Below are 22,342 nucleotides of genomic sequence, written 5' to 3'. Positions count from 1 at the left end.
ACCTGCTGGATGTTCGACACCTGCTACCATTCTCCGGCACAAAAAGAAAAGAGCGGGCAATGCCCGCTCTTCCCTAAACAGTCTCTGATCTAGGATCAGAAGGACATGGACAGACCGATCGACCAGTTGCTGGTGTCGCCTTTGGAGTCGGTGCCGGTGTCAAGATCGATGTCGAGCTCGGAGTAGCCGTAGCCGACCAGAGCGGACAGACCGCCACCCATGTCGTAACCAGCGGCAAGACCCCAGCCAGAAGCAGTAGCTTGGTCGCCGGAATTGTCTTCGAAGTCATGCACGCCGTAGTTGGCATGGATCGAGAAGGCGTCGAAAGCGTAGCCAGCGCCGACTGCCCAATGCGAACCGGAGTCCAGCTCGTCCGCATCCCAACCGGAGTAGGTACCACCGAAGGAGAAACCGTTGTCCATGTAGTAGCCACCGGACACACCCCAGACAGTCGCGTCGGTCGCGAGGCTGAACGTGATGTTGTTGTCGTCGGAACCGAAGGTCAGAGCGCCCGAGTCAGAGGACTGGTAACCAGCGCCGAGCTTGACAGTGCCGGGGCCAGCTTCGCCAGACCACTTGACACCAACGGCCCAGTTGTAGTCGCCGCGGTCGCTCGAAGTCAGGCCCGCGTCTTCCAGTTCCTGGTCGCTGCGGTCGTCCTGCTCGAGGGACACTGCGAAGCCGAAGCCTTCGTAGGCGTAGTCGTAGCGGAGGATCTGGCCGTCATAGGCGCCGTCCAGGTAGGTGTCCTGGCGGCCGAGGTGGCCGGTTTCGTTGTCCGCGATGGAACCCGGGTTGCCAATCGAGGCAGCGTCGGTCATCGCCCAGTCCAGAGCGCCGTCGGTGTCGCCCATGGTCACGGTGCCGAACTCGCCGGACACGAAGACCGTGAAGTCAGCAAAGCCGGTCTGGTCGCCCAGGCCCGACGGAGTGGTCCGAGCGGAGTCGGAGACGTCGTCCAGATCGATGCTACCACCGAACGTCAGACCATTGTCGGTCTCGCCGGACAGCGAAAAGCGAACGTCGATCGACTGAATGAACTGCGATTCGATATTTTCGCCACCAATGACACCCATTTCGGCAGAGCCGGACATCGTAACTTCAGCAGCAGCTGCGCCTGCGAAGGCAACCAGAGCGGTCGAAGTGAGAAGAACCTTTTTCATCGTTTTCCCTCGTGTATCTCAAGAGTTCACCTCAACCCGGGAATCCGAATTGGGTATGAGGAGTGTCTCGCTCCACAGCGCCTTGATTGCAAGTTAGCGATGGGTGCGCAGAGTCAGCTTGCGGAATTTGGTGCAGCTTTGCCACAGTGGCGAAACCCTGCCGAGGCTCTAAAGGCTTGTGAGGCCGTAAAGGCTCAGTTACACACTGCCAAAACAATGCTTCGGGGGGCAGAGGGCATGACCTTCGCATCGGTAACCAGGACCGCAACCGCTCTGGCTTTAGTAGCCATCGTTTCCGGCTGTGGCTGGGCCAGCAGGATTTCCACGGATGTGGATACGAGCCAGCTTCCGAACGAGTACAACCCCGCGGTGGACGACGACGGCAACAAGCGCGACACGATCTGGGATCTGTTCACGAATTTCGACGACGCGAACACCACGCTGGAAGTGAACCGCTACATCTGGCTGGCGTCCATTGATATCCTGAATTTCCTGCCAGTCGAGCGAGTCGATCCCTTCTCCGGCGTGATCGTGACCGGCTACGGCACCCCGCCGGGCGGTGGCCGCGCCTATCGCGCCACTGTTTATGTGACCGATCCGGCGCTGGATGCGCGCTCGCTCAAGGTTGCCCTCAATACCCGCTCCGGTCCGGCCGATCCCGACACCGTGCGCGCCGTCGAGGATGCTATCTTGACCCGTGCGCGCCAATTGCGGATCGAGCACACCCGTCTCTGAGACCTTCGGAGCGGCAAAGCCGCACTGGACGCTGGGCGGGAGCACGCTTATCAAGCCGCGGAACAGAAGTCTCCGTGAGCCGAGGTAAGCGATGTCCCGCCTGGACCCGTCCGTCATCGAACCGAAATGGCAAGCCGCCTGGGAGGACGCCGGTATTTTCAGGGCCGTCCGCGACCCGGCCAAGCCGAAATACTACGTCCTGGAAATGTTCCCCTACCCGTCGGGCCGTATCCATATCGGGCATGTGCGCAACTACACGATGGGCGACGTCATCGCGCGCTACAAATCCTCCTGCGGCTTCAGCGTGCTGCATCCGATGGGCTGGGACGCCTTCGGCATGCCCGCCGAGAATGCCGCCATGGCCTCGGGCGGCCACCCCAAGGACTGGACCTACGGCAACATCGCCGACATGCGCGCGCAGATGAAGCCGCTGGGGCTCTCTATCGACTGGTCACGCGAGTTCGCCACCTGCGATCCGGAATATTACGCCCAACAGCAGCGCATGTTCATCGACATGCTCGATGCCGGGCTGATCTATCGCAAGAACGCGGTGGTGAACTGGGACCCGGTCGACATGACCGTGCTCGCCAACGAGCAGGTCGAGAACGGGCGCGGCTGGCGCTCGGGCGCGTTGGTCGAGCGCAAGGAACTGACGCAATGGTTCTTCAAGATCTCGGATTTCTCCGAAGAGCTTCTCGAAGCGCTGGACGACCTGGACGACTGGCCCGAAAAGGTGCGCCTGATGCAGGCCAACTGGATCGGCAAGAGCCGTGGCCTGCAATTTGCCTTCGACACGGTGAATGCGCCCGCGGGTTTTGACAAGGTTGAGGTCTACACGACCCGGCCGGACACGCTGATGGGCGCCAGCTTCGTCGGCATCTCGCCCGATCACCCGCTGGCCAAAGCGCTCGAAGAAGACAATTCGGAAATCGCCGCCTTCTGCGCCGAGTGCCGTCGCATGGGCACTTCCGAGGAGGAACTGGAGAAAGCCGAGAAGCGTGGATTCGACACCGGGCTCAAGGTACGGCACCCGCTCGATTCGAATTGGGAGCTGCCGGTCTACATCGCCAATTTCATCCTCATGGATTACGGCACCGGCGCCATTTTCGGCTGCCCGGCGCATGACGCGCGCGACCTGGAGTTTGCCCGCAAATACGAGTTGCCCGTTGTCTCGACCTACGCCCCCGTGGAGCCGACCGCGGACTTTTCAGCACCCGAGGATGGCGGCGAGGCCTATGTGCCGCTGAAATCCGAAAAGGTAAATTACGTCAAGGGCTTTGCCGGATCCAAAACCCAGACTGGCGAGGAAGGAATCGCCTCCGCCATCGACCTCTTCGAGGCAAAGGGGCTGGGTCAGGGGGTGACCAAGTTCCGCCTGCGGGACTGGGGGCTGAGCCGTCAGCGTTACTGGGGCTGCCCGATTCCGGTCGTGCATTGCGCAAGCTGCGGTGTCGTGCCGGAGAAACGCGAGAACCTCCCCGTCGAGCTGCCCTATGACGAGGATGGCAAGCCGATCGACTTCTCCGTGCCGGGCAACCCGCTGGACCGTCACCCGAGCTGGCGCGACGTGCCATGCCCGAGCTGCGGCAAGCCGGCAAAGCGCGAGACGGACACGATGGACACGTTCGTCGATTCGTCGTGGTACTTCGCCCGATTCACCGCACCGCGCGCCACGACACCGACCGTGCCGGAAGAGGCCGCGTACTGGATGAACGTCGACCAGTATATCGGCGGCATCGAGCACGCGATCCTGCACCTGCTCTATTCGCGCTTTTACGCCCGCGCGATGCACCTGACCGGGCACCTGCCCGAGAAGTGCAAGGAGCCCTTCAACGCGCTCTTCACTCAGGGCATGGTCACGCACGAGATCTACCTGACCCGCGACGAGAATGACCGCCCCGTCTATCACCTGCCCGAGGATGTCGAGCGGACGGAAAGCGGCGTGAACGTCAAGGCGACCGGCGAGGCGGTGGAGGTGATTCCCTCCGCCAAGATGTCGAAATCCAAGAAGAACGTGGTCGATCCGGTCTCCATCGTGACCCAGTACGGCGCCGATACCGCACGCTGGTTCGTGATGTCCGACAGCCCGCCGGAGCGCGATGTCGAATGGACGGCTTCGGGCGCCGAGGCCGCTTACAAGCATCTTGGACGTGTCTACCGGATTGCCAGCGAAATGGTGGAAGCCGCCGCGCCCGAGGGCGGCGCCGAGGATACTGTGCTGGAGAAGGCAACCCACCGCGCGATTGCCGACGTGACCGAGGGAATCGAGGGTTTCGCCTTCAACACCTCCATCGCCAAGCTCTACGGCTTCACCAATACGGTTGCCAAATCGAAGGCTTCCGCTGGTGCCAAGGCGCAGGCCATGCGCGTGATGGCGCAACTCATGTCGCCGATGACACCGCACCTCGCCGAGGAGGTCTGGTCCATGCTCGGCGGCGAGGGGCTCGTTGCCCGCGCGCCGTGGCCCAAGGCGGACCCGGCGATGCTGGTCGAAGACACCGTGCTCCTGCCGATCCAGATCAACGGCAAGAAGCGCGGCGAACTTGAGGTTGCCAAGGACGCGGACAAGGCAACAGTGGAGGCGCTGGTGCTTGCCCATGACGCGGTAATCCGGGCGCTGGATGGCGGCCAGCCAAAGAAACTCATTGTCGTACCGGGGCGGATCGTGAATGTCGTTGTCTGATCGCAGAACTTTCCTCGCCGCCCTCGCCGCTTCCGGGCTGACAGCCGGTTGCGGCTTCACCCCGGCCTATGCGCCGGGCGGCGCCGGAGACCGGTTGCGCGGGCAGCTCACGACCGATCCACCCTATGACAAGCCGAGCTACGTCCTCGTGGACCGGATCGAAACACGGCTCAGCCGAAACGACTCGGCTCCCTACCGGCTGACTTTCTCGATCACCTACGGCTTCGATGGGCTGGCCGTCTCGCCCGATGGTTCGACCTATCGCTACCACCTCACCGGCACGCTGGACTACACCGTCGTCGATCAGAACACGCAGGCCACCGTCACCAGCGGAACGGTCCGCAATTTCGTCGCCTACTCGGCGCTTGGAACCACCGTGGCCACATCTGCCTCCGCGATCGACGCTCGGGAACGGCTGATGATCATACTGGCCGACCAGGTCGTAACCGAGTTGATGGCAACGGCGCAGAGCTGGCTGCCGTGAAGCTATCCGGGCGCGACGCGAATGCCTTCTTTTCGAAACCGGACAAGCGCCGTGCCGGTATACTGATCTACGGCGCGGACGCGATGCGGGTCGCCATCAAACGACAGGACCTGATTGCCGCACTGATCGGACCCAATGGCGATGAGGAAATGCGCCTTGTCCGCCTTTCGGGTCCGGAACTGCGCCGCGACGGTGCCGCCCTGCTCGACGCGGTCAAGGCCGTTGGCTTCTTTCCCGGACAGCGCGCCGTTCTGGTGGAGGACGCCGCCGACGGGCAGGTGGACGCCATTTCCAGCGCCCTTGGCGAATGGCGGGAGGGCGACGCGATGATCGTCGTCACCGCCGGGATGCTCAAGGCAAGCTCCAAGCTGCGCAAGCTGTTTGAAACCAGCAAGAACGCGCTCTGCGCCGCAATCTATGACGACCCGCCCAGCCGCGCGGAGATCGAGGCGGAGCTGAAACGCGCCGGACTGAACGAGATCGACCGCAACGCGATGACCGACCTGGAGGCGCTCGGCCGGGCGCTTGATCCGGGCGATTTCCGCCAGACGCTGGAGAAAATCTCCCTCTACAAGATCAACGACCCCTCCCCGCTCACCAGCGAGGAGATCGCCCAGCTTGCCCCCGCCACCGTCGAGGCCGCCGTGGACGACCTGCTGCACGCCGTCGCCGAAGGGCGCGTGCGCGAGATCGGCCCACTGATTCAGAAGCTCGACGGACAGGGCGAGGCGCCGGTTTTCCTCGTGATCAGCGCCACCCGCCATTTCCGTGCGCTGCATTCGGCCGCCTGCGACCCGAAGGGCCCCTCCTCCGGTATCGCGCGCCAGCGGCCGCCCATTTTCGGGCCGCGCCGCGACCGCATGATCCGGCAGGCGCAGGAATGGGGCCGGGACAAGCTCGAAACGGCGCTTGCGCACCTTGTCGGCACCGATCTGGAGCTGCGTTCCGGCGGCCAGACGGCGCCGCAGATGGCGCTGGTGGAGCGGCTTTTCATCCGCCTCTCCATGCTGAAATCCGCCCGACGTTGACACGGCGACGATGCTCCGCTTTCGATCTTTACCCTCCCGGCAGTCCGTGCCAGCGTGGCGAAATCAAGGGGAGGAAAGCCAATGTACTCAGTGATCGGAAAGCTCCAAAGCCGCACATTGCGCGTTGTTTGGATGCTGGAAGAACTGGGGCTGGCCTATGAGCTTGTCGCCGCCGCGCCGCGGTCTCCGGATGTCGTTGCCGTGAACCCGACGGGCAAGGTGCCGGTGCTGGTTGTCGACAATACCCCGATCACCGATTCGACGGCGATCCTCGCCTATCTCGCGGACCATCACGGCGCGCTCACCTTTCCCGCCGGCACGATCGAGCGGGCGCGGCAGGACAGCCTGACCCAGTTCCTGCTCGACGAGTTCGACGCCGCGCTGTGGATGGCCGCGCGGCACAGCTTCATCCTGCCCGAGGAACTGCGCGAAAGCGCGATCAAGAAGAGCCTGAAATGGGAGTTCGAACGCAGCCAGCGAACGCTGGTCAGCCGCATGGGCGAAGGCCCTTACCTGATGGGCGAGAGCATGACGGTGCCTGACATAATCCTGACCCATTGCGGTATGTGGGCCCAGATCGCGCGTTTTCCCATCGTCGAACCGAAACTGGCGCAGTATCTGGAGCGCATGTGCAACCGCCCGGCCCTGAAACGGGCGATGGCGGCGGAAGGCAGCGACGGGGACTGAGCCCCTCCCCGATTCTGCCACCGATGCGGAGACCCGCAGGATGAAACCCGATCTCTCCTTTGAAACAGCCGCCTGGCAAAACGGCGCGCGCCATGTCGCTGGCGTCGACGAGGTCGGGCGCGGCCCGCTGGCCGGTCCTGTCACCGCCGCTGCTGTCATCCTCGATCCAAAAGCCATCCCGGAGGGCCTGAACGACAGCAAGAAGCTGAGTGCGAAGAAACGCGATGCGCTCGCGGAGGCGATCCTTGAAACCGCGCAGGTCGCAATCGTGCATGTCGGGGTGGAGGAGATCGACGCGATCAACATCCTGCGCGCCTCCCACCTGGCCATGCTGCGGGCGCTGGAGCGCCTGCCCGTGCTGCCGGACCTTGCCCTGATCGACGGCAACATGGCGCCCCGGGGGCTCACCTGCGCGGGGCAGACCGTGGTCAAGGGCGACGCGAAATGTCTGTCCATCGCGGCGGCCTCGATCGTGGCAAAAGTGGCGCGCGACCGCCTCATGGTGGATTTGGCGCAACAGCATCCCGGCTACGGCTGGGAGCGCAATGCCGGATACCCCACGGCTGAGCACAAAAAGGCACTCCGAGATCTTGGGGTAACCCCACATCATAGGCGTTCCTTTGCCCCGGTGCGCAATATCTTGTATCAAGAGAATTCAACAAGTCCTTGATTCAATAAAGAATTTGACGCCGAATCACCAATGAATCATTCTGTCTGCAACACGACGCCTACAAAAACAGGGCGCGGGACGAGGCAGACATGAACAAAACCACGACCAAGGCAGCGGCCAAGACCCTGCCGCTGAACACGATTATTTCCGGCGACTGCATTGCGGAGATGAAAAAGCTCCCCGATGACTCGATCGATCTGATCTTTGCCGACCCGCCCTACAACCTTCAGTTGAAGGGAACACTGCACCGGCCGGATAATTCACTGGTCGACGCGGTGGATGACGAGTGGGACAGCTTCTCCTCCTTCGGTGCCTATGACCGCTTCACCGAGCAGTGGCTCGCCGAGGCCCGCCGCCTGCTGAAGCCCAATGGCGCGATCTGGGTAATCGGATCGTATCACAACATTTTCCGCGTCGGCGCCAAGCTGCAGGATGCCGGATTCTGGATCCTCAACGACGTGGTCTGGCGCAAGTCGAACCCGATGCCGAATTTCCGCGGCAAGCGGCTGACCAATGCCCATGAGACGATGATCTGGGCCGGCAAGTCCGAGGCCAGCAAATACACCTTCAACTACGAAGCCCTGAAGGCGCTCAACGAAGGCGTGCAGATGCGCTCCGACTGGGTGCTGCCGATCTGCAATGGCGGCGAGCGGCTCAAGGATGCCAATGGCGACAAGGCCCACCCCACGCAGAAGCCGGAATCGCTGCTCCACCGGGTGCTGATCGGTTCGTCCAACCCCGGCGACGTGGTGCTCGACCCGTTCTTCGGCACCGGCACCACCGGCGCCGTGGCCAAGATGCTCGGGCGGGATTTCATCGGTATCGAGCGCGAAGCGGCCTATCGCAAGGTCGCCGAGGCACGCATCGCCAATGTGCGCCGTCTCGACAGCGATGCGCTCAAGGTGACGACGTCAAAACGCGCCGAACCGCGCGTTCCGTTTGGCCAACTCGTCGAGCGCGGCATGCTGCGTCCGGGAGAGATGCTGACCTCGCCCAACGGCAAGGCCGCCAAGGTGCGCGCCGATGGCACGCTGATCTCCAAGGACACGAAGGGCTCGATCCACCAGGTCGGCGCTGCGCTGGAAGGCGCACCTTCCTGCAACGGTTGGACCTACTGGCACTTCAAGCGCGACGGCAAACCGGTGCCGATCGACGTGCTGCGCCAGCAGATCCGGGCCGAAATGCAGACCCGCCCGTCCTGACATAATTTCAAACAGTTACCGCCGGTGCCTGTGGCCTGACTACAGCGGCACCTACTTGCCCCGCCTTGTCCAAAGGCGGGGTTTTTTCAGTCCGTTTCAGGCTTCAAGGCACAAGGCTGGAATAGTGGAGCAACCCCCAACCGGCGAGCACGCGGTCGAGCTCGGCCCAGAGCGCTCCAAAGGCAAACGGGTCCATCCCGCGAAGCTTTGCGATGGCGGAAAGCGAGGCCCTCCCGTCGATTCCGGCCAGCAGCGGGGCCGCCTTTTTCGGCAGGCTCAACCGCAGGCTTTCCCCGCCAAGGGTCATGCTGACCTGCCCCTTGGCCGCGATGGCTTTCGCCAGCGCCGGCCCAGCCACCCCCTTGAGATGCGGCACTAGCGAAAGGTCCTTTGGACGGGCCAGCGCGGCTGCGGCGCGGTCCGGCCATGTCGCGTAGGCGATATGGACCTTGATCGTGCCGCGCAGGTTCTCGGCCGCCTGCATCGCAGCGCGCGGTCCGAGTTCGGAGGCGATGTCTTTCGGCAGGAAGGGCGCGGGATCGTATTGCGCAGGCGGAATCATCGCCACGCAGGAAAGCCCCGCGCCTTCGATGGCTTCCTGCAACTGGGTCACCGTGTAGGGGCGGTCGCGCCCGTGCAGCAGCAGGTCGAGGAAGCCCGCATCGCTCGCCTCGTGATCTACCAACTGCTGGTTGCACTTGAACGGATGCCCCTCGGGGAGCTTGGCGAGGATCTTTCGAGCCACCGCGATGGCCTCTTCGGGCGCCATGCCATCGGTCAACGCGTTGAAGGCATCCTGCAACGGATACACGCCCGAACGGCCGTGTGGCGCGTAGACCATGAGCCCCATGCCACCCTTGGGAGCGAGGGCTGACGCGAGCGCGTTGAAGCCGGCCTGCGGTTCCGGCAGGTGATGGAGCACGCCGCAGCAGTCGATATAGTCGAATTTCCCGTAATCGGCGGCATTCAGCAGGCTATCGGTATGAAACCGCACGCCCTTGAGCCCGCGCGCGGCGATTCGCGCCTCGGCGATCTTGCGGGATTTCTCCGACAGGTCGAGATAGGTGATCTCGTAGGGCGCACCGGCATTGGTCAGGATCTGCGCCATCTGCACCAGCCCGTCGCCCGTGCCACCACCAGCAACGAGGATCGAGGTGCCCGCCTTCCAGTCGCGTTTGCCACCAAACAGGTGATGGTCGATCTCGAACGGATAGGAGGGGGAACCGACAACCAGCCGGCGTTTTTCGTCGGCCGGGTCGCGTTCCGGATAGGGAAAATCTTCGTATTGACGCTGCACCTTGTCCATGTCGGTCAGATGGCGTGGGCCAGCCCTTGGATGCAAGTTCTTTCTGGCGGCCCGCTATCGCGGCATCGGGTTGGTCGCGAATTTGTACGGCGTCCAGTCCTGCACGTCCGGATAGAACTGCCGCCGCCACGCCCGGACCCTTGGGTTCATGCGCCTTCGCCAGAGCGGCGGGATCATCGCCAGGAAAGCCATCACCGGGTAGCCATAGGGCAATTGCGGCGCCTCCTCCTCGGAATAGGCCTGCAACAGCGGGAAACGGCGCTGCGGCTTGTAATGGTGGTCCGAATGGCGCTGCAGGTTGATCAGCAGCCAATTGGACGCGCGATGCGAGGCGTTCCAGCTGTGCCGGGGCAGCACATGCTCATAGCGCCCCTCGCCCAGATGTTTCCGCGTCAGACCGTAATGCTCGACATAATTGACGACCTCCAACTGCCAGACCGCAACCAGCGCCTGCCAGCAGAAGAGCAGCAGCCCACCCCACCCACCGACGAACAGCGCCAGTACCAGAAACAGCGCCTGAAGCGTCCAGTAACGCCAGAACGGGTTGGACAAGTGATGCCAGGGCAGCCCCTTGCGGGCGAGCATGGCCTTCTCGGCGTGGAAGGCGGAAACGAGGCAACCCGGCAGCACACGGAAGAAGAAGCGGTGAAAGCCCTCATTATAGCGCGCGGTCACGGCATCGCGCGGGGTTCCGACATAGCGGTGGTGGACCAGCAGGTGCTCGGTGCGGAAATGGCTGTAAAGCACCGTCGCCATCAGCAGATCGCCCAGCCAGCGTTCGAGCCGGTTGCTCTGATGCATCAACTCATGGGCATAGACGATGCCGGTCGTGCCAGACACGATGCCCATGCCGAAGAACACCATGAATTTCTCGGGCCAGGAAAGATGCGCGGCACCGGGTACGTAGGAGATCAGGCAGAACAGCGTGCCGAATTGGACCGGGAACCAGATCAGCGTGATCAGCCGATACCAGAACAGCTCGTCATCACGCGTGGCCAGATCCGCGTTTTCCTCGTAGAGGCCGGTAATCTCGTCCAGAATCGAGAACATGCCCCAGGAAAAGAGCGGCAGGACAAAGACCCAGACCCCGCCCCGCGTGGCCGACAGATAGGCCAGTGGCACCATGAGCAGGGAGAGCCAGAACGGCAGGGCATTCTGGAAACGGGCAACCTGGGAAGCGGGGATCATCGTCGGACCTGCCGTCTGGAAAAACTGCACCGAGCATACGCCTTCGGTATCGGCGATCAAAGCGGCGGCAGGGAGGATTCAGCGAGCTTCCAGACTTTTCGCATCAGGGTTGGCAACGATGTCGGTTCAAAATCCGCATTGTCCACAAAATCGCCGCGACTTGCATCAACCTCATGGCTGACACATGCCACGCGAATGGCCAGCCGGAGGTCGAAATGGGTGAAGGTGTGGCGCACTTCGCGCGGCACCTCCTGCCAATCGGCGGCGAATGGCGGCGTCTCGGTGGGCGAGTCGCCCCAGTCGCTCCCCGGCCAACCGAGCATCCCCCCGAGCAGCCCGCGCGGCGGGCGGCGCTCCAGCAACAATGCACCATCGCTCCGACGGGCAACATAGGCATAGCCGAGCCGCACGGGTTTGGGTGCCTTGCGGGTCTTTCGCGGTAGTTCAGCGGCATTACCGGCAGCCCGCGCACGGCAAGGAGTCACGAGTGGACAAATGCCGCAGGCTGGTTTCGTTGGGCTGCAGATCGTGGCTCCGAGATCCATCATCGCCTGCGCGTGATCGCCCGGCCGCTGCGCCGGCGTCAGCATACCGGCCATTTCGGTCAGCTCGGGCTTGGCCTGCGGCAGCGGTGTTTCGACGGCGAAAAGCCGCGCCACGACACGCTCGACATTGCCATCGACCACCACCTCCGGGTGGTCAAAGGCAATCGCGGAGATCGCGGCAGCCGTGTAGGGGCCGATCCCCGGCAACTTGAGCAGGCCCGCGCGTTCACGGGGAAATTCTCCGCCCAGATCCCCGGACACCACCCGCGCACATTTCAACAGGTTCCGTGCCCGCGCGTAATAGCCAAGCCCCGCCCATTCGGCCATGACATCCGCGTCCGCCGCCCCGGCCAAAGCGTGCACATCCGGCCAGAGCGACAGGAATCGTTCGAATTTTGGTCCGACGGCGGCAACCGTCGTCTGCTGCAGCATCACCTCTGACAACCATACCCGGTAAGGGTCCGGCCGCCCCCCCGCGCGCAAGTCTGCCGGCGCTACCCGCCACGGCAGAACGCGCGCATGGCGATCATACCAGTCCAGCAGCGTGCCGCTCGCCGCGCTGACGTCTTCGTCACGCAATATTTATTCTCCGTCGCCGCGTAGTGCTGGTTCCTGTCGCACAGACAGGTAAGATAGTGCTGAACAGGAGATTTGTCAGGCATGAAGCCGCGTCAGGACAGCCAGAAACCAGCACCGCGCCGCAAGCGCGGCTTCGAACGGACTTCCGGTCTGCTCGCGCAGCGGATTCGCAAGGCTTCCGAGAGCCGCGGTTTTTCCGAGACGCGCCTGCTGACCCATTGGGCCGAAATCGTCGGAGCCGAATTTTCGGAGATTTCCCGGCCACTGTCGGTGTCCTATGCCAAGGGCGGCTTCGGCGCGACCCTGACCGTGCTGACCACAGGCGCCCAGGGGCCGATGCTGCAGATGCAGGAGCCGCGCCTGCGCGAGAAGATTAACGCCGTCTACGGCTACAACGCCATCGCGCGAATCCGCTTCACCCAGACCGCGCCGACCGGTTTCGCCGACGGACAGGCGGAGTTCCGGCCCGCCCGCAAACCACCCGCACCGAAACAGCCAGACGCCGCCTGTCGCGAACAAGCAGCAGAACTTGCCGCGAACGTGGCGGATGACGGGCTTCGCCGGGCGTTGGAAGCGCTCGGTGCCGACGTGTTACAGAAATCGAAAAAGACTTGATCGGAGACCCCTGAATGAAGCGCTACCTCACCATGACGGCCCTGGCCGCCGTAGCGGCCACCGGTATTGGCTACTGGATGAGCCAGAATGCCAGCACGCCCAACCTGCCCGCGCTGGTGGGTGCCGCCCAGGCCGCCGAAGGCCATGAAGTCGTCGAGATGACGCTGGGCAACCCGGACGCCAAGGTGCAAGTGATCGAATATGCGTCCTTCACCTGCGGCCATTGCTCGAATTTCGAGAAGACGGTCTTTCAGGAAATCCGCAAGAATTACATCGACACCGACAAGATCTCCTTCACCTTCCGCGATGTCTATTTCGACCGCCCCGGCCTCTGGGCCTCGATGGTCGCCCGCTGCGATCCGATGCGCTATTTCGGCGTGCAACATTTGCTGATGGACGACATCTCGTCCTGGGCTTCCGGCGAGCCGGCCCAGATCGCCGACAACCTGCGCAAGATCGGCCGCCAGGCGGGCCTGACCGACGAGAAGGTCGATGCTTGCCTGCAGGATGCCGACATGGCGCAGACGCTCTACCAGTGGTGGGAAGCCAATTCCGAGGAGCATGACATCAACGCCACGCCGAGCTTCATCATCAATGGCGAGAAATACTCCAACATGAACTACGCGGATTTCTCCAAGCTGCTCGACGAGAAGCTGGCCGAGTAAGCGCTAGCGGGTGGGCGCCAGCAGCCGATCCAGCGGCGCCCAATCCTCCAGTTCCAACCGCACGGGAACGCTCAACACGTTCCGCCTGAAGGACGCCGGCATCCGCACGGCGTCCTTTTCCGTTGTCACCAGCTGCGCGCCAAGCCTCTGGGCCTCCGTCTCCAAACGCGCGATCAGGGCCGGGGTCAGCGGCTGGTGGTCCTCGAGCGCCTCGGCCCGCAGGATCTCGGCCCCCAGCCCGCGCAGGGTTTGAAAGAACTTCTCCGGGTACCCGATCCCGGCAAAGGCCAGCACCCGCAGGCCCTGCCAGTCCATCCCCGTCTGCAGTGGCACCAGCGCGCCCTTGGCCCGGGGCACGCCCGCCACCTCGACCGCCGCTCCCCAGGTTTCCGAAAACCGCGCCTGCATCTCCTCGGACCCGATGGTCAGAACAAGGTCGGCCCGCGCCAGACCCGCCGGGACCGCCTCGCGCAGCGGGCCTGCGGGAATGCAACGGCCATTGCCAAAACCACGCGCGGCATCGACGACCACGATGGAAGCCGTTTTCTCGACCGACGGGTTCTGAAAGCCGTCATCCAGCAAGACGCATGTCGCCCCGGCTGCTTCGGCGGCCCGCACACCCGCGGCCCGGTCCTTGGCCACCCAGACCGGCGCGAAAGCCCCGATCAGCAGGGGTTCATCGCCAACATCATCGGCCTCATGCCGGTTCGGATCGACCTGAACGGGACCTTCCAGCCGCCCGCCATGCCCGCGCGTGACGACATGAGTGCCATCACCGAGCCGCTGAGCCAGCGCGATGACGGTCGGGGTCTTGCCGGTGCCGCCGGCACTGATGTTTCCGACGCAGATCACCGGGATTTCACTTCGATACCCCGCAACCCGTGTCAAACGAAGTGCGGTGGCAGCTCCGTAAATTGCACCAAGCGGCGCGAGAAGCCGCGCAGCGAGCCCCGGGCTATCGGCAGGCCTGTTCCAGAATTCCGGTGCGCGCATCAATCCGTCCTCGATCTCAGGGCTTCGGAAACGGCCCTGACCAACCGTTCCAGGATCTGGGTTCCGTCCGACGCGATGTCCCAGGCATTGAGCGCCAGAAGCGCAGCGCGGTCCGGCGCCAGAAGCTCGGTCAGGGCCGCTCCCAGACGCTCGCTGTCGGCGACAAGCCGACAGGCACCGCCCCGGCGCAGCCTGCGCAAGGTTTCGCCCTCCGCCCCCGAATAGGGCCCCGACAGGATCGCAGATCCCAGTGTGGCGGGGTAAATGGCCATAGGAACAGTCGTGTCGGAGAGAGTTCCGCCCAGGAAGGTCACCGGCGCCAGCCGATAGAACAGACCGATTTCTTCCTTGCTGTCGGCAACGAAAATGTCCGTCGCCTCGTCCGGCTCCTCATCCGCATCCCTGCGCGCCACGTTCCATCCCTCGGAGCGCAGCATCCTGGTCAGGGCCGGCCCCTCTGAATCCTCTCGTGGCATAAGGATCAGAAGCAGCCTATGGGCCGAGCGCCGGGCCACCCGATGCGCTTCGAGAATGGCCGGAATCTCGCTGGGATCTGGCGCCGCGGCCAGCCAGCTTGGCCGTCCACGCAGCGCCTCCGCCAACGCCATCCGTTCGGCCTCAAGACAGGGCGGCGGATGCGCGATCCGGGTCAGCCGCCCGGTTATCTCGACCCGCGCAGGCACCGCTCCCAGGGAGCGGACCCCTTCGAATTCGTGCGAATCCAGCACGAAGATCCGCTCGAACAATCCCAGTTGCCGGCGTTCGACGGCGCGGGAGCGCGGCGACGTGGCTTCCGGAGCGACCCCGTTTTGCAGGAAAAGCGGGACGGAACGCCGCGCGGCAGCGTCCAGCAGCATCGGCGCGTCCACCCGTTCGAACCAGATCCCTGCATCGGGGGCCCAGTAGTCGAGAAAACGCATGTTGAAGCGGGGACTGTCGAGCGGTGGTAACTGACAGATGAACTCGCTGGGATTTACAGCCCGCCTGCAGCGCGCGGAATCGGGTGAAGTGACCAGCATCGACGTGCCCGCCACTTCGGCATTCAGGCCTTCGACCAGCGACGCCAGAGCGCCGGTCTCGATACGTCCCGGAACATGGCACCAGACCAGCGGCCCATCCGGGCGCGCGAGATCACTTCGAGCAAGCTGCTCTGCAGCATTGCGGCCTAGCTCTCCGCCGCGCTCAAGCTCACTGGAAAGCTTGCGCACCTGGCCTGATGCACGCAAATGCGCGCGCAGGCGCGGAAGGATCAAGCCATCCAAGGGTGGCCTCAGCCGAGTTCCTCGGTGGAAGAGGCTTCGGTCTCTTCGTCCCGCAGGCGGTGCAGATGCGCGATGAAGTAGCGCATGTGAGCGTTATCCACGGTTTTCTGCGCATTTTCTTTCCACGCATCATGGGCCGAGGCGTAATCGGGGAACATGCCGACGATGTGGATGTCGTCGATATTCTTGAACTGGTTCTTGGACGGATCTACAAGTTCGCCACCGAAGACGAGGTGCAGGCGCTGTGCCATGGGATTTCCCTGTTCGTTTGTGCATTTTCGCTGCACCCTAGCCGGATGCTGCGGCGCGTCAAGGCAGGGGGCGCTAACGGTGGATGACAGGGCAGGCCGTCACGCACATAGGCCGATTAAAATGGCCGAATGTCAATGTTGCGGAAAATTCTTCCATTCGGGGGCGCGCGCTTCGCGCGCCTGAACGATCCTGCGGACCGTGCCTCCGGCGGGGATATTTGGTGTCAGAAGAAGATCTGCACGTCACATTACTTCCGACCTAAAATATCCCCGGGGTTTGGGGGCAGCGCTCCCAATGACGGCCATCGCCAAATTTCGAAATAAACTGGGTCAGTGCGCCAGACGGGCCAGGATCTCGCCATGCACGCCCGGCGTCGCGCAAACGATACCCTGCGCGCATCTCTCGACGGTATTGAAACGAATCTGGGCTCCGTGACGATCGCTCACCCTGGCACCGGATTCGGCCGCGATGAGGGCTCCCGCGGCGATGTCCCATTCCCAGCTGTCGCGCAGGGTCAGCATCCCGTCGAACCGTCCCTCGCCCACGAGCGACAGGCGGTAGGCGAGGGAGGAGCGGAAGTGTCTTTTGACTGTCGGAGCTCCCCCCTTCCAGTGTCGCGCATTGAAGGTGGGGTGCGCGGCGAGAATATCGGCACCGTCGAAGGCCTGCCTTGGACTGGCGGCAATCGGATGGTCGTTGAACCGCGCGCCCTTGCCATCCTCGGCGGAATAGAGCTTGCCCAGCATCGGCAGGTAAACGACCGCCGCCACTGGACGCCCACACTCGACCACGGCCAGGGAATGCGCCCAGGTCTTGCTTCCCTCGGTAAAGGCGCGTGTGCCGTCGATGGGATCGACAACGAAGACGCGGGCGCGCCCGAGGCGCTCCGGATCGTCCTCGCTCTCCTCCGACATCCAGCCATAGCCGGGCCTTGCACTCGTCAGCCGCTCCCGTAGCATCGCGTCGACTTCGAGATCTGCCTCGGTCACCGGTCCTTGCCCGTCGTCCTTCTCCCAGACACGATGGCCAGAGGTGAAATGCTTGCGGCCAATCTCGCCAGCGGCCCTGGCGGCCTCAATGAGCAGGCTCAGATCACTGTCCAGCAAGTGTCAAACCTTCCACCAGCAGGGATGGAACAACCCGGCTCAGATGCGTCCGCGCGTCATTGGCCGGCACGAGGCTGCGCAACATCTCGCGCAGGTTCCCGGCAATGGTGCATTCATTGACCGGATAGGTGATCTCGCCATTCTCTACCCAGAAACCGGAGGCACCGCGCGAGTAATCCCCGGTCATCGGATTGATCGTGGCGCCGATCATCGAGGTCACCAGCAGGCCCGTTCCCATCTGCGCCAGCAACTCCTCGCGGCTCACACTGCCCTGGGTCAGGGACAGGTTGGTCACCGAGGGAGAGGGTGGAGCGGAGGTGCCGCGCGCGGCATTGGCGGTGCTTTCCAGCCCGAGCTTGCGGGCGGTAGCGATGTCCAGCACCCAGCGTTTCAGCACGCCGTCGCGGACGATGTCGCGGCTTGCCGTCGGCAGGCCCTCGGCGTCGAAGGGGCGCGCGGCGGCGGTGCGCGGTCGCAACGGTTCTTCCACCAGGGAAAGCCTGCCGGGCAGCACGCTCACGCCCATCGCGCCGCGCAGCCAGGAGCCGCCGCGCACGATGGCATTGCCGTTGATCGCATTCAGCAGATGCGCGATCAGCGAAGAGGAAATCCGCTCGTCATAGAGCACGGGATAGGCTCCGGTGGGCGGCTTTCGGGCGCCACGGCGAGCAATTGTTCGCTCCGCGGCGGTCAGCCCGACCTTCTCCGGCGAGTCCAGATCGGCCCGGAACACGCGGGAATCGCCGTAGTAATCCCGCTCCATCCCGGTGCCCTCGCCGGTAATGGCCACCGCGTAAAGGCTCGACTCGCTGCGCGCGTATCCACCGGCAAAACCGGCGGAGGTGGCGATATGCATGCGCCGCCTTCCATAGCCCGCCCCGACAGTGTCGACCCGCGAGATATCCTTGACCGAGAGCGCCGCCGACTCGGCCTCTCGCGCGGCCTGTTCCAACGCGGCGGGTTCGGGCTCGGCGGAGGGATCAACGAGTTCCAAAGCGGTTTCGTCGAAATCCCGGGCAAATTGCTCCGGCGTGGCTTGGGCTACACCGGGGTCCTCCGGCGCTTCGCGTGCCATGGCGACCGCGCGTTCGGCCATCTCCGCAAAAGTCGCGGGCGACAGATCGGAGGCCGAGACGCAGGCCTGCCGTTGCCCGAGCATCACACGCAGGCCGACATCTACCCCTTCCGAGCGTTCCGCCGTCTCCAGCGCACCGCCGCGCACTTCGATGGAGAGCGAGGTGCCGTCCACGGCGATCGCGTCCGCGGCATCGGCTCCGGCACGCGCTGCCGCATCCAGAAGCGCCTGGGTCAGGGATTCGAGCGGCTGGTCCATTTTCTGTGCCTCGTATGCTTGCCTCACCCATCCGAGCTAGGGCGGATTGTCGCCCGGCGCAAGCGCTCCCCGACTTGAAGATCCCCCGAGTGAAGACATATCTCGTCAGCATTCCGGAGCCATCCCCAACGGAGCCTGATAAATGCGTGTCCTCCCCCTGTTACTCTGTCTCTGCCTCGCTGTGCCGGCCGCCGCGCAAGAGCGCCCCCCTGCCAACGAGGCCGAGATCCAGCTCTCCTTTGCCCCTGTCGTGCGCGCGACCGCGCCGGCCGTGGTCAATATCTATGCCAGCTGGGTCAGCGAACGCAGCGCCAGTCCTTTTGCCGACGACCCGTTCTTTTCTCAGTTCTTCGAGGGCTTCGGCCGGTCGAGCCCGCGCGTGCAGAACTCGCTCGGCTCGGGCGTGATCGTCGACGAGAGCGGTATCGTCGTCTCCAACTACCACGTGGTGCGGAAGGCAACCGATATTCGCGTCGTGCTCGCCGACCGGCGGGAATTCGACGGCGAGGTGCTGCTGAGCGACCGCGAGGCCGATATCGCGGTGATCCGCCTGCATAACGCCGAAGACCTGCCCGCACTGGAACTGGCCGATTCCGAGGCCGCCGAGGTGGGCGATCTCGTGCTCGCCATCGGCAACCCGTTCGGCGTCGGCCAGACGGTTTCCTCAGGCATCATCTCGGCCACCGCCCGCACCGGGGCGGCCACGCGGACGGGATCGGGCTACTTCCTGCAAACGGACGCGCCGATCAATCCCGGCAATTCCGGCGGGGCACTGGTGGATATGAGCGGGCGGCTCGTCGGGCTGAACACGTCGATCCTCACCCGCTCGGGCGGCTCGAACGGGATTGGTTTTGCCATTCCGTCCAATCTGGTCGCCCAATACGTCGCCCAGGCGCAGGCCGGAAACGAGGACTTCGTCCGCCCATGGTCCGGCATGAGCGTGCAGCAGGTCGATGGCGCCCTGGCCGCGGCGCTTGGGCAGGGCGTGCCTACCGGCGTGCTGGTGAGCGAGATCCACCCGGAGAGCCCCTTTGCCAACTCAGGGCTGCGGACAGGAGACGTGATCCTGTCAATTGCCGGCCTGTCGGTGAATACGCCCGATGAGCTGGACTACCGGATGGTGACGCTCGGTGCCGGAACCAACTCCGAGATCGAGCTTTTCCGCGATGGCGAAACCATGACCGTTTCGGTGACACTGGCCGAAGCGCCGGGCGTTGATCGCATCGAACCGGTGCGGCTTGGCGGCCGGTCGGCGCTGTCGGGCCTCGTGCTCGCCGATGTCACACCGCGCCTGATCGACGAGCTGGACCTGCCGATGAGCGCCACCGGCGTCATCATCCTGCGGGCCGACGGCGACTCGGCGCGACTCGGCCTGCGGCCGGGGGATTTGGTGCTGAACCTCAACGGGGTCGATATCGAAACCGCCGCCCAGCTTGAGGCGCAAGTGGCACAGGGCGCGCCGGGTTGGGAAATGCTCGCCGAGCGGCGCGGCAAGCTGCTGCGGCTTCGAGTGCGCGGCTGACAGGCGGGACCTTTCGGCGCCATTGGTCCGGTTGGCATGGACCATGGCGCTGGCCTGCTCTAACAGGTTTTCAACAGCCGCGGCCGGTTGCGACCGGCCGCGCAGGATTGCTGGAGACTTCGCGTGCCCATCCCCCCCGGCTCCCCGAGCGAATTGCGACGACTGACCGAACTCTCGACCATCCTCATCCGGTACGGATTCGGGGATCTGCTGCGCTATGCCGGGGTCGACCAGATCCTGGAGAAAGCCGGGGAGCTGCTGCACCGGGGCAAGCAGGAACAGGTTGCGGACGAACCCGCCCCGGTGCGAATGCGCAAGGCCCTGGAAGAGATGGGGCCGAGTTTCATCAAGCTGGGACAGATCCTGTCGACGCGGGTGGACCTTTTTCCACAGGAATACATTCGCGAGCTGGAAAAGCTGCGTGACCACGTCCCGACCTTGAGTTTCGACAAGCTCGTGGTCGAGATCGAGGAAGAGCTGGGCCGCCCCCTGAAAGAGGTTTTCGAGCGGATCGACATCGTGCCGCTGGCCGCCGGTTCCATTGCCCAGACCCACCGCGCACAGCTGAAAACCGGCGAGGACGTGGTGGTCAAGATCCGCCGCCCCGGAATTCGTGGCGTGATCGAGGCCGACCTGCGCCTGCTCACCCGCATCGCTCGCTTCGCTTCCCGCCGCTTTGAAGACGTTGCGCGCTTCCACCCGGAGGCGATCATCAAGGAATTCGCGAATTCCATCCATTCCGAGCTGGATTTCGCCATCGAGGGCCGCAACGCCGAGACCATCGCCACGAATTTCTCCGACGACCCCGACATCTCCTCGCCCAAGGTCTTCTGGGAGTGGACAAACGAGATGATGAACGTGCAGGCGTTCATCGATGGCGTTCCCGGCAGCGACCGCGACGCCGTGGACAGCTCCGGTTTCGACAAGAAGGTCATTGCCCTGCGCGGCGCCAATGCCGTGCTGAAGATGATGTTCGAGGACCGGTTCTTCCATGCCGACCCGCATCCGGGCAATGTCTTCTACCTGCCCGGCAACAAGATCGTCTTCATCGATTTCGGCATGGTCGGGCAGCTCTCGCGCCAGCGCCGCGACGAGATGGTGGACCTGCTGCACGGCATGGTCGAGCGGCGGGCCGACAAGGTGACAGAGATCCTGCTCACCTGGGCCGATGCCGACGCCAAGCAGAACCTGCAACTGGAAAGCCGGATCGATGCCTTTATCGACCGGGTGCACGGGGTCGCGCTCGACCGGCTGGATATCGCCTCGCTGACGCGGGACCTGTTTTCGGCCATGCGCGACCATGACCTCGCACTGCCCTCGGACCTGACGCTGATGGCCAAGGCCTTTGCCTCGCTCGACGGGATGGGCCGGCAACTCGACCCGGAGTTTGACATGGTCGAGGCAGCCCGTCCCTTCCTGCGCCGACAGATGCTGCGCCGCTACGCGCCAGACCGTCTGGCCCGCAAGGCCCGCGAGGGCGCGGCGGAGGGGCTGGACCTCGTGACCGGCCTGCCCAAGGATCTCAAGAAGCTGCTGCAAATGGCACAGCGTGGCCAGATCCGCCTGGGCATCGACATCGTCCAGATGGAGCACTATCTCGACCGCATCGACCGCTCCGTCACCCGGCTGACCATGGCCATCGTCACGTCGGCGCTCATCATGGGCTCCTCCATGGTGATGAGCTTTTCCGGCGCGAAACTGCCCGTCGGCCTGTCGGTCTTTGCGATGATGGGCTTCACGGCTTCCATCTTAGGCGGGCTCTGGCTGATCTACACCACCTGGCGCAGCCGCGGCGGCGGCGGGCGGCGCTAGCCCTCGTAGGGCTCGACCTTATCTGCCGAGATCGCATAGCCGATATCGGCCAGGTCGGTTGAGAGCGCCGCCCGGCCGAACACGCCCGTCACCCAGACCGGCTCGAACAGGCCCGAGAATTCCAGCGGCGTCTCGCTCGTCACCAGGATGAGCTGGTTCGCGGGCGGCGGCGGCACGTGGATGCAGGCGCCGACATAGGGAACCAGGATGAAGGTCGTCACGCCGGTTGAGAGATATTCCAGCGGCACGACAAACCCGGGAATTCTGACCAGCTTGCCGTCATAGGCGTCGGTGGTGGGGGCATCGTCGGATGCCTCGGGCAGGGAGCTGATCTGGTCATGCGAGATCACGCCCATCCTCTCGGCGGCCGCCTCCAGCGCGCCGCCCTCGTGCGGGATCAGGTCATCCCATTCCAGCTCGATCACGTCTTCGGCCCGCAGCGGGCTAGCCGCAACAAGCAATCCCGCGAGGGAGACGCCCAACAGGCTGCGCCGCGTATGAACTGTCGTCAT

20 protein-coding genes and 1 pseudogene are annotated in these 22,342 nt (G+C 64.1%); 11 read left to right on the top strand and 10 right to left on the bottom strand.

Annotated elements, in window-relative coordinates:
* Positions 1-95 precede the first annotated feature (95 nt).
* Positions 96-1,163 (bottom strand): porin, encoded by a 1,068-nt coding sequence (locus BLR85_RS04035; protein ID WP_093150046.1) that lies wholly within the window; start codon positions 1,161-1,163, stop codon positions 96-98.
* Positions 1,164-1,400: 237 nt separating this feature from the next.
* Between BLR85_RS04035 and BLR85_RS04030 the strand changes: the two genes are divergently transcribed.
* From BLR85_RS04030 to BLR85_RS04000, 7 genes and pseudogenes are all read left to right on the top strand, one after another.
* Complete coding sequence (locus BLR85_RS04030) at positions 1,401-1,898, top strand: DUF3576 domain-containing protein (RefSeq protein ID WP_093150040.1); 498 nt, start codon at positions 1,401-1,403, stop codon at positions 1,896-1,898.
* Between the two features lie 91 nt (positions 1,899-1,989).
* Entirely contained in the window at positions 1,990-4,581 is a 2,592-nt protein-coding gene (gene leuS, locus BLR85_RS04025; RefSeq protein WP_093150036.1) for a leucine--tRNA ligase, read from the top strand.
* Positions 4,568-5,065 (top strand): LPS assembly lipoprotein LptE, encoded by a 498-nt coding sequence (gene lptE / locus BLR85_RS04020; protein ID WP_093150032.1) that lies wholly within the window; start codon positions 4,568-4,570, stop codon positions 5,063-5,065. Before leuS ends, lptE begins: the two co-directional genes overlap by 14 nt.
* Complete coding sequence (gene holA / locus BLR85_RS04015; protein ID WP_093150028.1) at positions 5,062-6,093, top strand: DNA polymerase III subunit delta; 1,032 nt, start codon at positions 5,062-5,064, stop codon at positions 6,091-6,093. Before lptE ends, holA begins: the two co-directional genes overlap by 4 nt.
* An 81-nt stretch (positions 6,094-6,174) precedes the next feature.
* Positions 6,175-6,780: a glutathione S-transferase family protein gene (locus BLR85_RS04010; RefSeq protein ID WP_093150023.1), complete on the top strand. Its 606-nt coding sequence runs from the start codon at positions 6,175-6,177 to the stop codon at positions 6,778-6,780.
* A gap of 13 nt (positions 6,781-6,793) precedes the next feature.
* Positions 6,794-7,450 (top strand): annotated as a pseudogene (locus BLR85_RS04005) (ribonuclease HII); the annotation flags it as partial.
* A gap of 89 nt (positions 7,451-7,539) precedes the next feature.
* On the top strand, positions 7,540-8,652 hold the full coding sequence (locus BLR85_RS04000) for a site-specific DNA-methyltransferase (protein ID WP_093150013.1): 1,113 nt from the start codon (positions 7,540-7,542) through the stop codon (positions 8,650-8,652).
* Positions 8,653-8,755: 103 nt separating this feature from the next.
* Here BLR85_RS04000 and BLR85_RS03995 read toward each other — a convergent pair whose 3' ends face one another.
* Genes BLR85_RS03995 through mutY form a run of 3 tightly spaced genes read right to left on the bottom strand, consistent with a single transcriptional unit; the run spans position 8,756 to position 12,270 of the window.
* A complete protein-coding gene (locus BLR85_RS03995; RefSeq protein WP_093150008.1) occupies positions 8,756-9,958 on the bottom strand; it encodes a class I SAM-dependent methyltransferase in 1,203 nt (400 codons plus the stop codon).
* 54 nt (positions 9,959-10,012) lie between these two features.
* Complete coding sequence (locus BLR85_RS03990) at positions 10,013-11,146, bottom strand: alkane 1-monooxygenase (protein WP_093150270.1); 1,134 nt, start codon at positions 11,144-11,146, stop codon at positions 10,013-10,015.
* 56 nt (positions 11,147-11,202) lie between these two features.
* Positions 11,203-12,270 (bottom strand): A/G-specific adenine glycosylase, encoded by a 1,068-nt coding sequence (gene mutY, locus BLR85_RS03985; protein ID WP_093150004.1) that lies wholly within the window; start codon positions 12,268-12,270, stop codon positions 11,203-11,205.
* 81 nt (positions 12,271-12,351) lie between these two features.
* Between mutY and BLR85_RS03980 the strand changes: the two genes are divergently transcribed.
* Together BLR85_RS03980 and BLR85_RS03975 are read left to right on the top strand one after the other, a co-directional pair.
* On the top strand, positions 12,352-12,885 hold the full coding sequence (locus BLR85_RS03980) for a DUF721 domain-containing protein (RefSeq protein WP_093149999.1): 534 nt from the start codon (positions 12,352-12,354) through the stop codon (positions 12,883-12,885).
* Between the two features lie 14 nt (positions 12,886-12,899).
* Positions 12,900-13,550 (top strand): DsbA family protein, encoded by a 651-nt coding sequence (locus BLR85_RS03975; protein ID WP_093149994.1) that lies wholly within the window; start codon positions 12,900-12,902, stop codon positions 13,548-13,550.
* 3 nt (positions 13,551-13,553) lie between these two features.
* Here the strand turns inward: BLR85_RS03975 and lpxK are convergent, their stop codons facing one another.
* From lpxK to BLR85_RS03950, 5 genes are all read right to left on the bottom strand, one after another.
* Positions 13,554-14,543: a tetraacyldisaccharide 4'-kinase gene (gene lpxK, locus BLR85_RS03970; protein WP_093149989.1), complete on the bottom strand. Its 990-nt coding sequence runs from the start codon at positions 14,541-14,543 to the stop codon at positions 13,554-13,556.
* Positions 14,543-15,805 carry a 3-deoxy-D-manno-octulosonic acid transferase gene (locus BLR85_RS03965; RefSeq protein WP_170844449.1) on the bottom strand — a complete coding sequence of 421 codons (1,263 nt, stop codon included), beginning with the start codon at positions 15,803-15,805 and terminating at the stop codon, positions 14,543-14,545. The genes lpxK and BLR85_RS03965 overlap by 1 nt, the downstream gene beginning before the upstream one ends.
* An 8-nt stretch (positions 15,806-15,813) precedes the next feature.
* Positions 15,814-16,056 (bottom strand): DUF4170 domain-containing protein, encoded by a 243-nt coding sequence (locus tag BLR85_RS03960; RefSeq protein WP_068311973.1) that lies wholly within the window; start codon positions 16,054-16,056, stop codon positions 15,814-15,816.
* A gap of 330 nt (positions 16,057-16,386) precedes the next feature.
* The gene (locus BLR85_RS03955; RefSeq protein ID WP_093149981.1) at positions 16,387-17,163 is read right to left on the bottom strand and encodes an inositol monophosphatase family protein; all 777 of its coding nucleotides are present in this window, start codon (positions 17,161-17,163) and stop codon (positions 16,387-16,389) included.
* Complete coding sequence (locus BLR85_RS03950; RefSeq protein ID WP_093149978.1) at positions 17,150-18,496, bottom strand: TldD/PmbA family protein; 1,347 nt, start codon at positions 18,494-18,496, stop codon at positions 17,150-17,152. The genes BLR85_RS03955 and BLR85_RS03950 overlap by 14 nt, the downstream gene beginning before the upstream one ends.
* Before the next feature lie 142 nt (positions 18,497-18,638).
* Between BLR85_RS03950 and BLR85_RS03945 the strand changes: the two genes are divergently transcribed.
* On the top strand, positions 18,639-20,018 hold the full coding sequence (locus tag BLR85_RS03945) for a trypsin-like peptidase domain-containing protein (protein WP_093149975.1): 1,380 nt from the start codon (positions 18,639-18,641) through the stop codon (positions 20,016-20,018).
* Positions 20,019-20,141: 123 nt separating this feature from the next.
* The gene (locus tag BLR85_RS03940) at positions 20,142-21,830 is read left to right on the top strand and encodes an ABC1 kinase family protein (RefSeq protein WP_093149970.1); all 1,689 of its coding nucleotides are present in this window, start codon (positions 20,142-20,144) and stop codon (positions 21,828-21,830) included.
* Here BLR85_RS03940 and BLR85_RS03935 read toward each other — a convergent pair.
* The gene (locus BLR85_RS03935) at positions 21,827-22,342 is read right to left on the bottom strand and encodes a DUF3299 domain-containing protein (RefSeq protein ID WP_093150267.1); all 516 of its coding nucleotides are present in this window, start codon (positions 22,340-22,342) and stop codon (positions 21,827-21,829) included. The two genes, BLR85_RS03940 and BLR85_RS03935, sit on opposite strands and share 4 nt — an antisense overlap.

Source organism: Aliiruegeria lutimaris, from assembly GCF_900099935.1.
Classification (GTDB): Bacteria; Pseudomonadota; Alphaproteobacteria; order Rhodobacterales; family Rhodobacteraceae; genus Tropicimonas; species Tropicimonas lutimaris.
The sequence above is the reverse complement of the archived record's forward strand: the minus strand, read 5'-3'. Positions and strand labels throughout refer to the sequence as shown.

Excerpts from the sequence above, each read along its gene's own strand:
- BLR85_RS04035 (WP_093150046.1), bottom strand. The coding sequence starts at position 1,163 with ATGAAAAAGGTTCTTCTCACTTCGACCGCTCTGGTTGCCTTCGCAGGC.
- BLR85_RS04030 (WP_093150040.1), top strand. The coding sequence starts at position 1,401 with ATGACCTTCGCATCGGTAACCAGGACCGCAACCGCTCTGGCTTTAGTA.
- leuS (WP_093150036.1), top strand. The coding sequence starts at position 1,990 with ATGTCCCGCCTGGACCCGTCCGTCATCGAACCGAAATGGCAAGCCGCC.
- lptE (WP_093150032.1), top strand. The coding sequence starts at position 4,568 with ATGTCGTTGTCTGATCGCAGAACTTTCCTCGCCGCCCTCGCCGCTTCC.
- BLR85_RS04010 (WP_093150023.1), top strand. The coding sequence starts at position 6,175 with ATGTACTCAGTGATCGGAAAGCTCCAAAGCCGCACATTGCGCGTTGTT.
- BLR85_RS04000 (WP_093150013.1), top strand. The coding sequence starts at position 7,540 with ATGAACAAAACCACGACCAAGGCAGCGGCCAAGACCCTGCCGCTGAAC.
- BLR85_RS03995 (WP_093150008.1), bottom strand. The coding sequence starts at position 9,958 with ATGGACAAGGTGCAGCGTCAATACGAAGATTTTCCCTATCCGGAACGC.
- BLR85_RS03990 (WP_093150270.1), bottom strand. The coding sequence starts at position 11,146 with ATGATCCCCGCTTCCCAGGTTGCCCGTTTCCAGAATGCCCTGCCGTTC.
- BLR85_RS03980 (WP_093149999.1), top strand. The coding sequence starts at position 12,352 with ATGAAGCCGCGTCAGGACAGCCAGAAACCAGCACCGCGCCGCAAGCGC.
- BLR85_RS03975 (WP_093149994.1), top strand. The coding sequence starts at position 12,900 with ATGAAGCGCTACCTCACCATGACGGCCCTGGCCGCCGTAGCGGCCACC.
- lpxK (WP_093149989.1), bottom strand. The coding sequence starts at position 14,543 with ATGCGCGCACCGGAATTCTGGAACAGGCCTGCCGATAGCCCGGGGCTC.
- BLR85_RS03960 (WP_068311973.1), bottom strand. The coding sequence starts at position 16,056 with ATGGCACAGCGCCTGCACCTCGTCTTCGGTGGCGAACTTGTAGATCCG.
- BLR85_RS03950 (WP_093149978.1), bottom strand. The coding sequence starts at position 18,496 with ATGGACCAGCCGCTCGAATCCCTGACCCAGGCGCTTCTGGATGCGGCA.
- BLR85_RS03945 (WP_093149975.1), top strand. The coding sequence starts at position 18,639 with ATGCGTGTCCTCCCCCTGTTACTCTGTCTCTGCCTCGCTGTGCCGGCC.
- BLR85_RS03935 (WP_093150267.1), bottom strand. The coding sequence starts at position 22,342 with ATGACGACAGTTCATACGCGGCGCAGCCTGTTGGGCGTCTCCCTCGCG.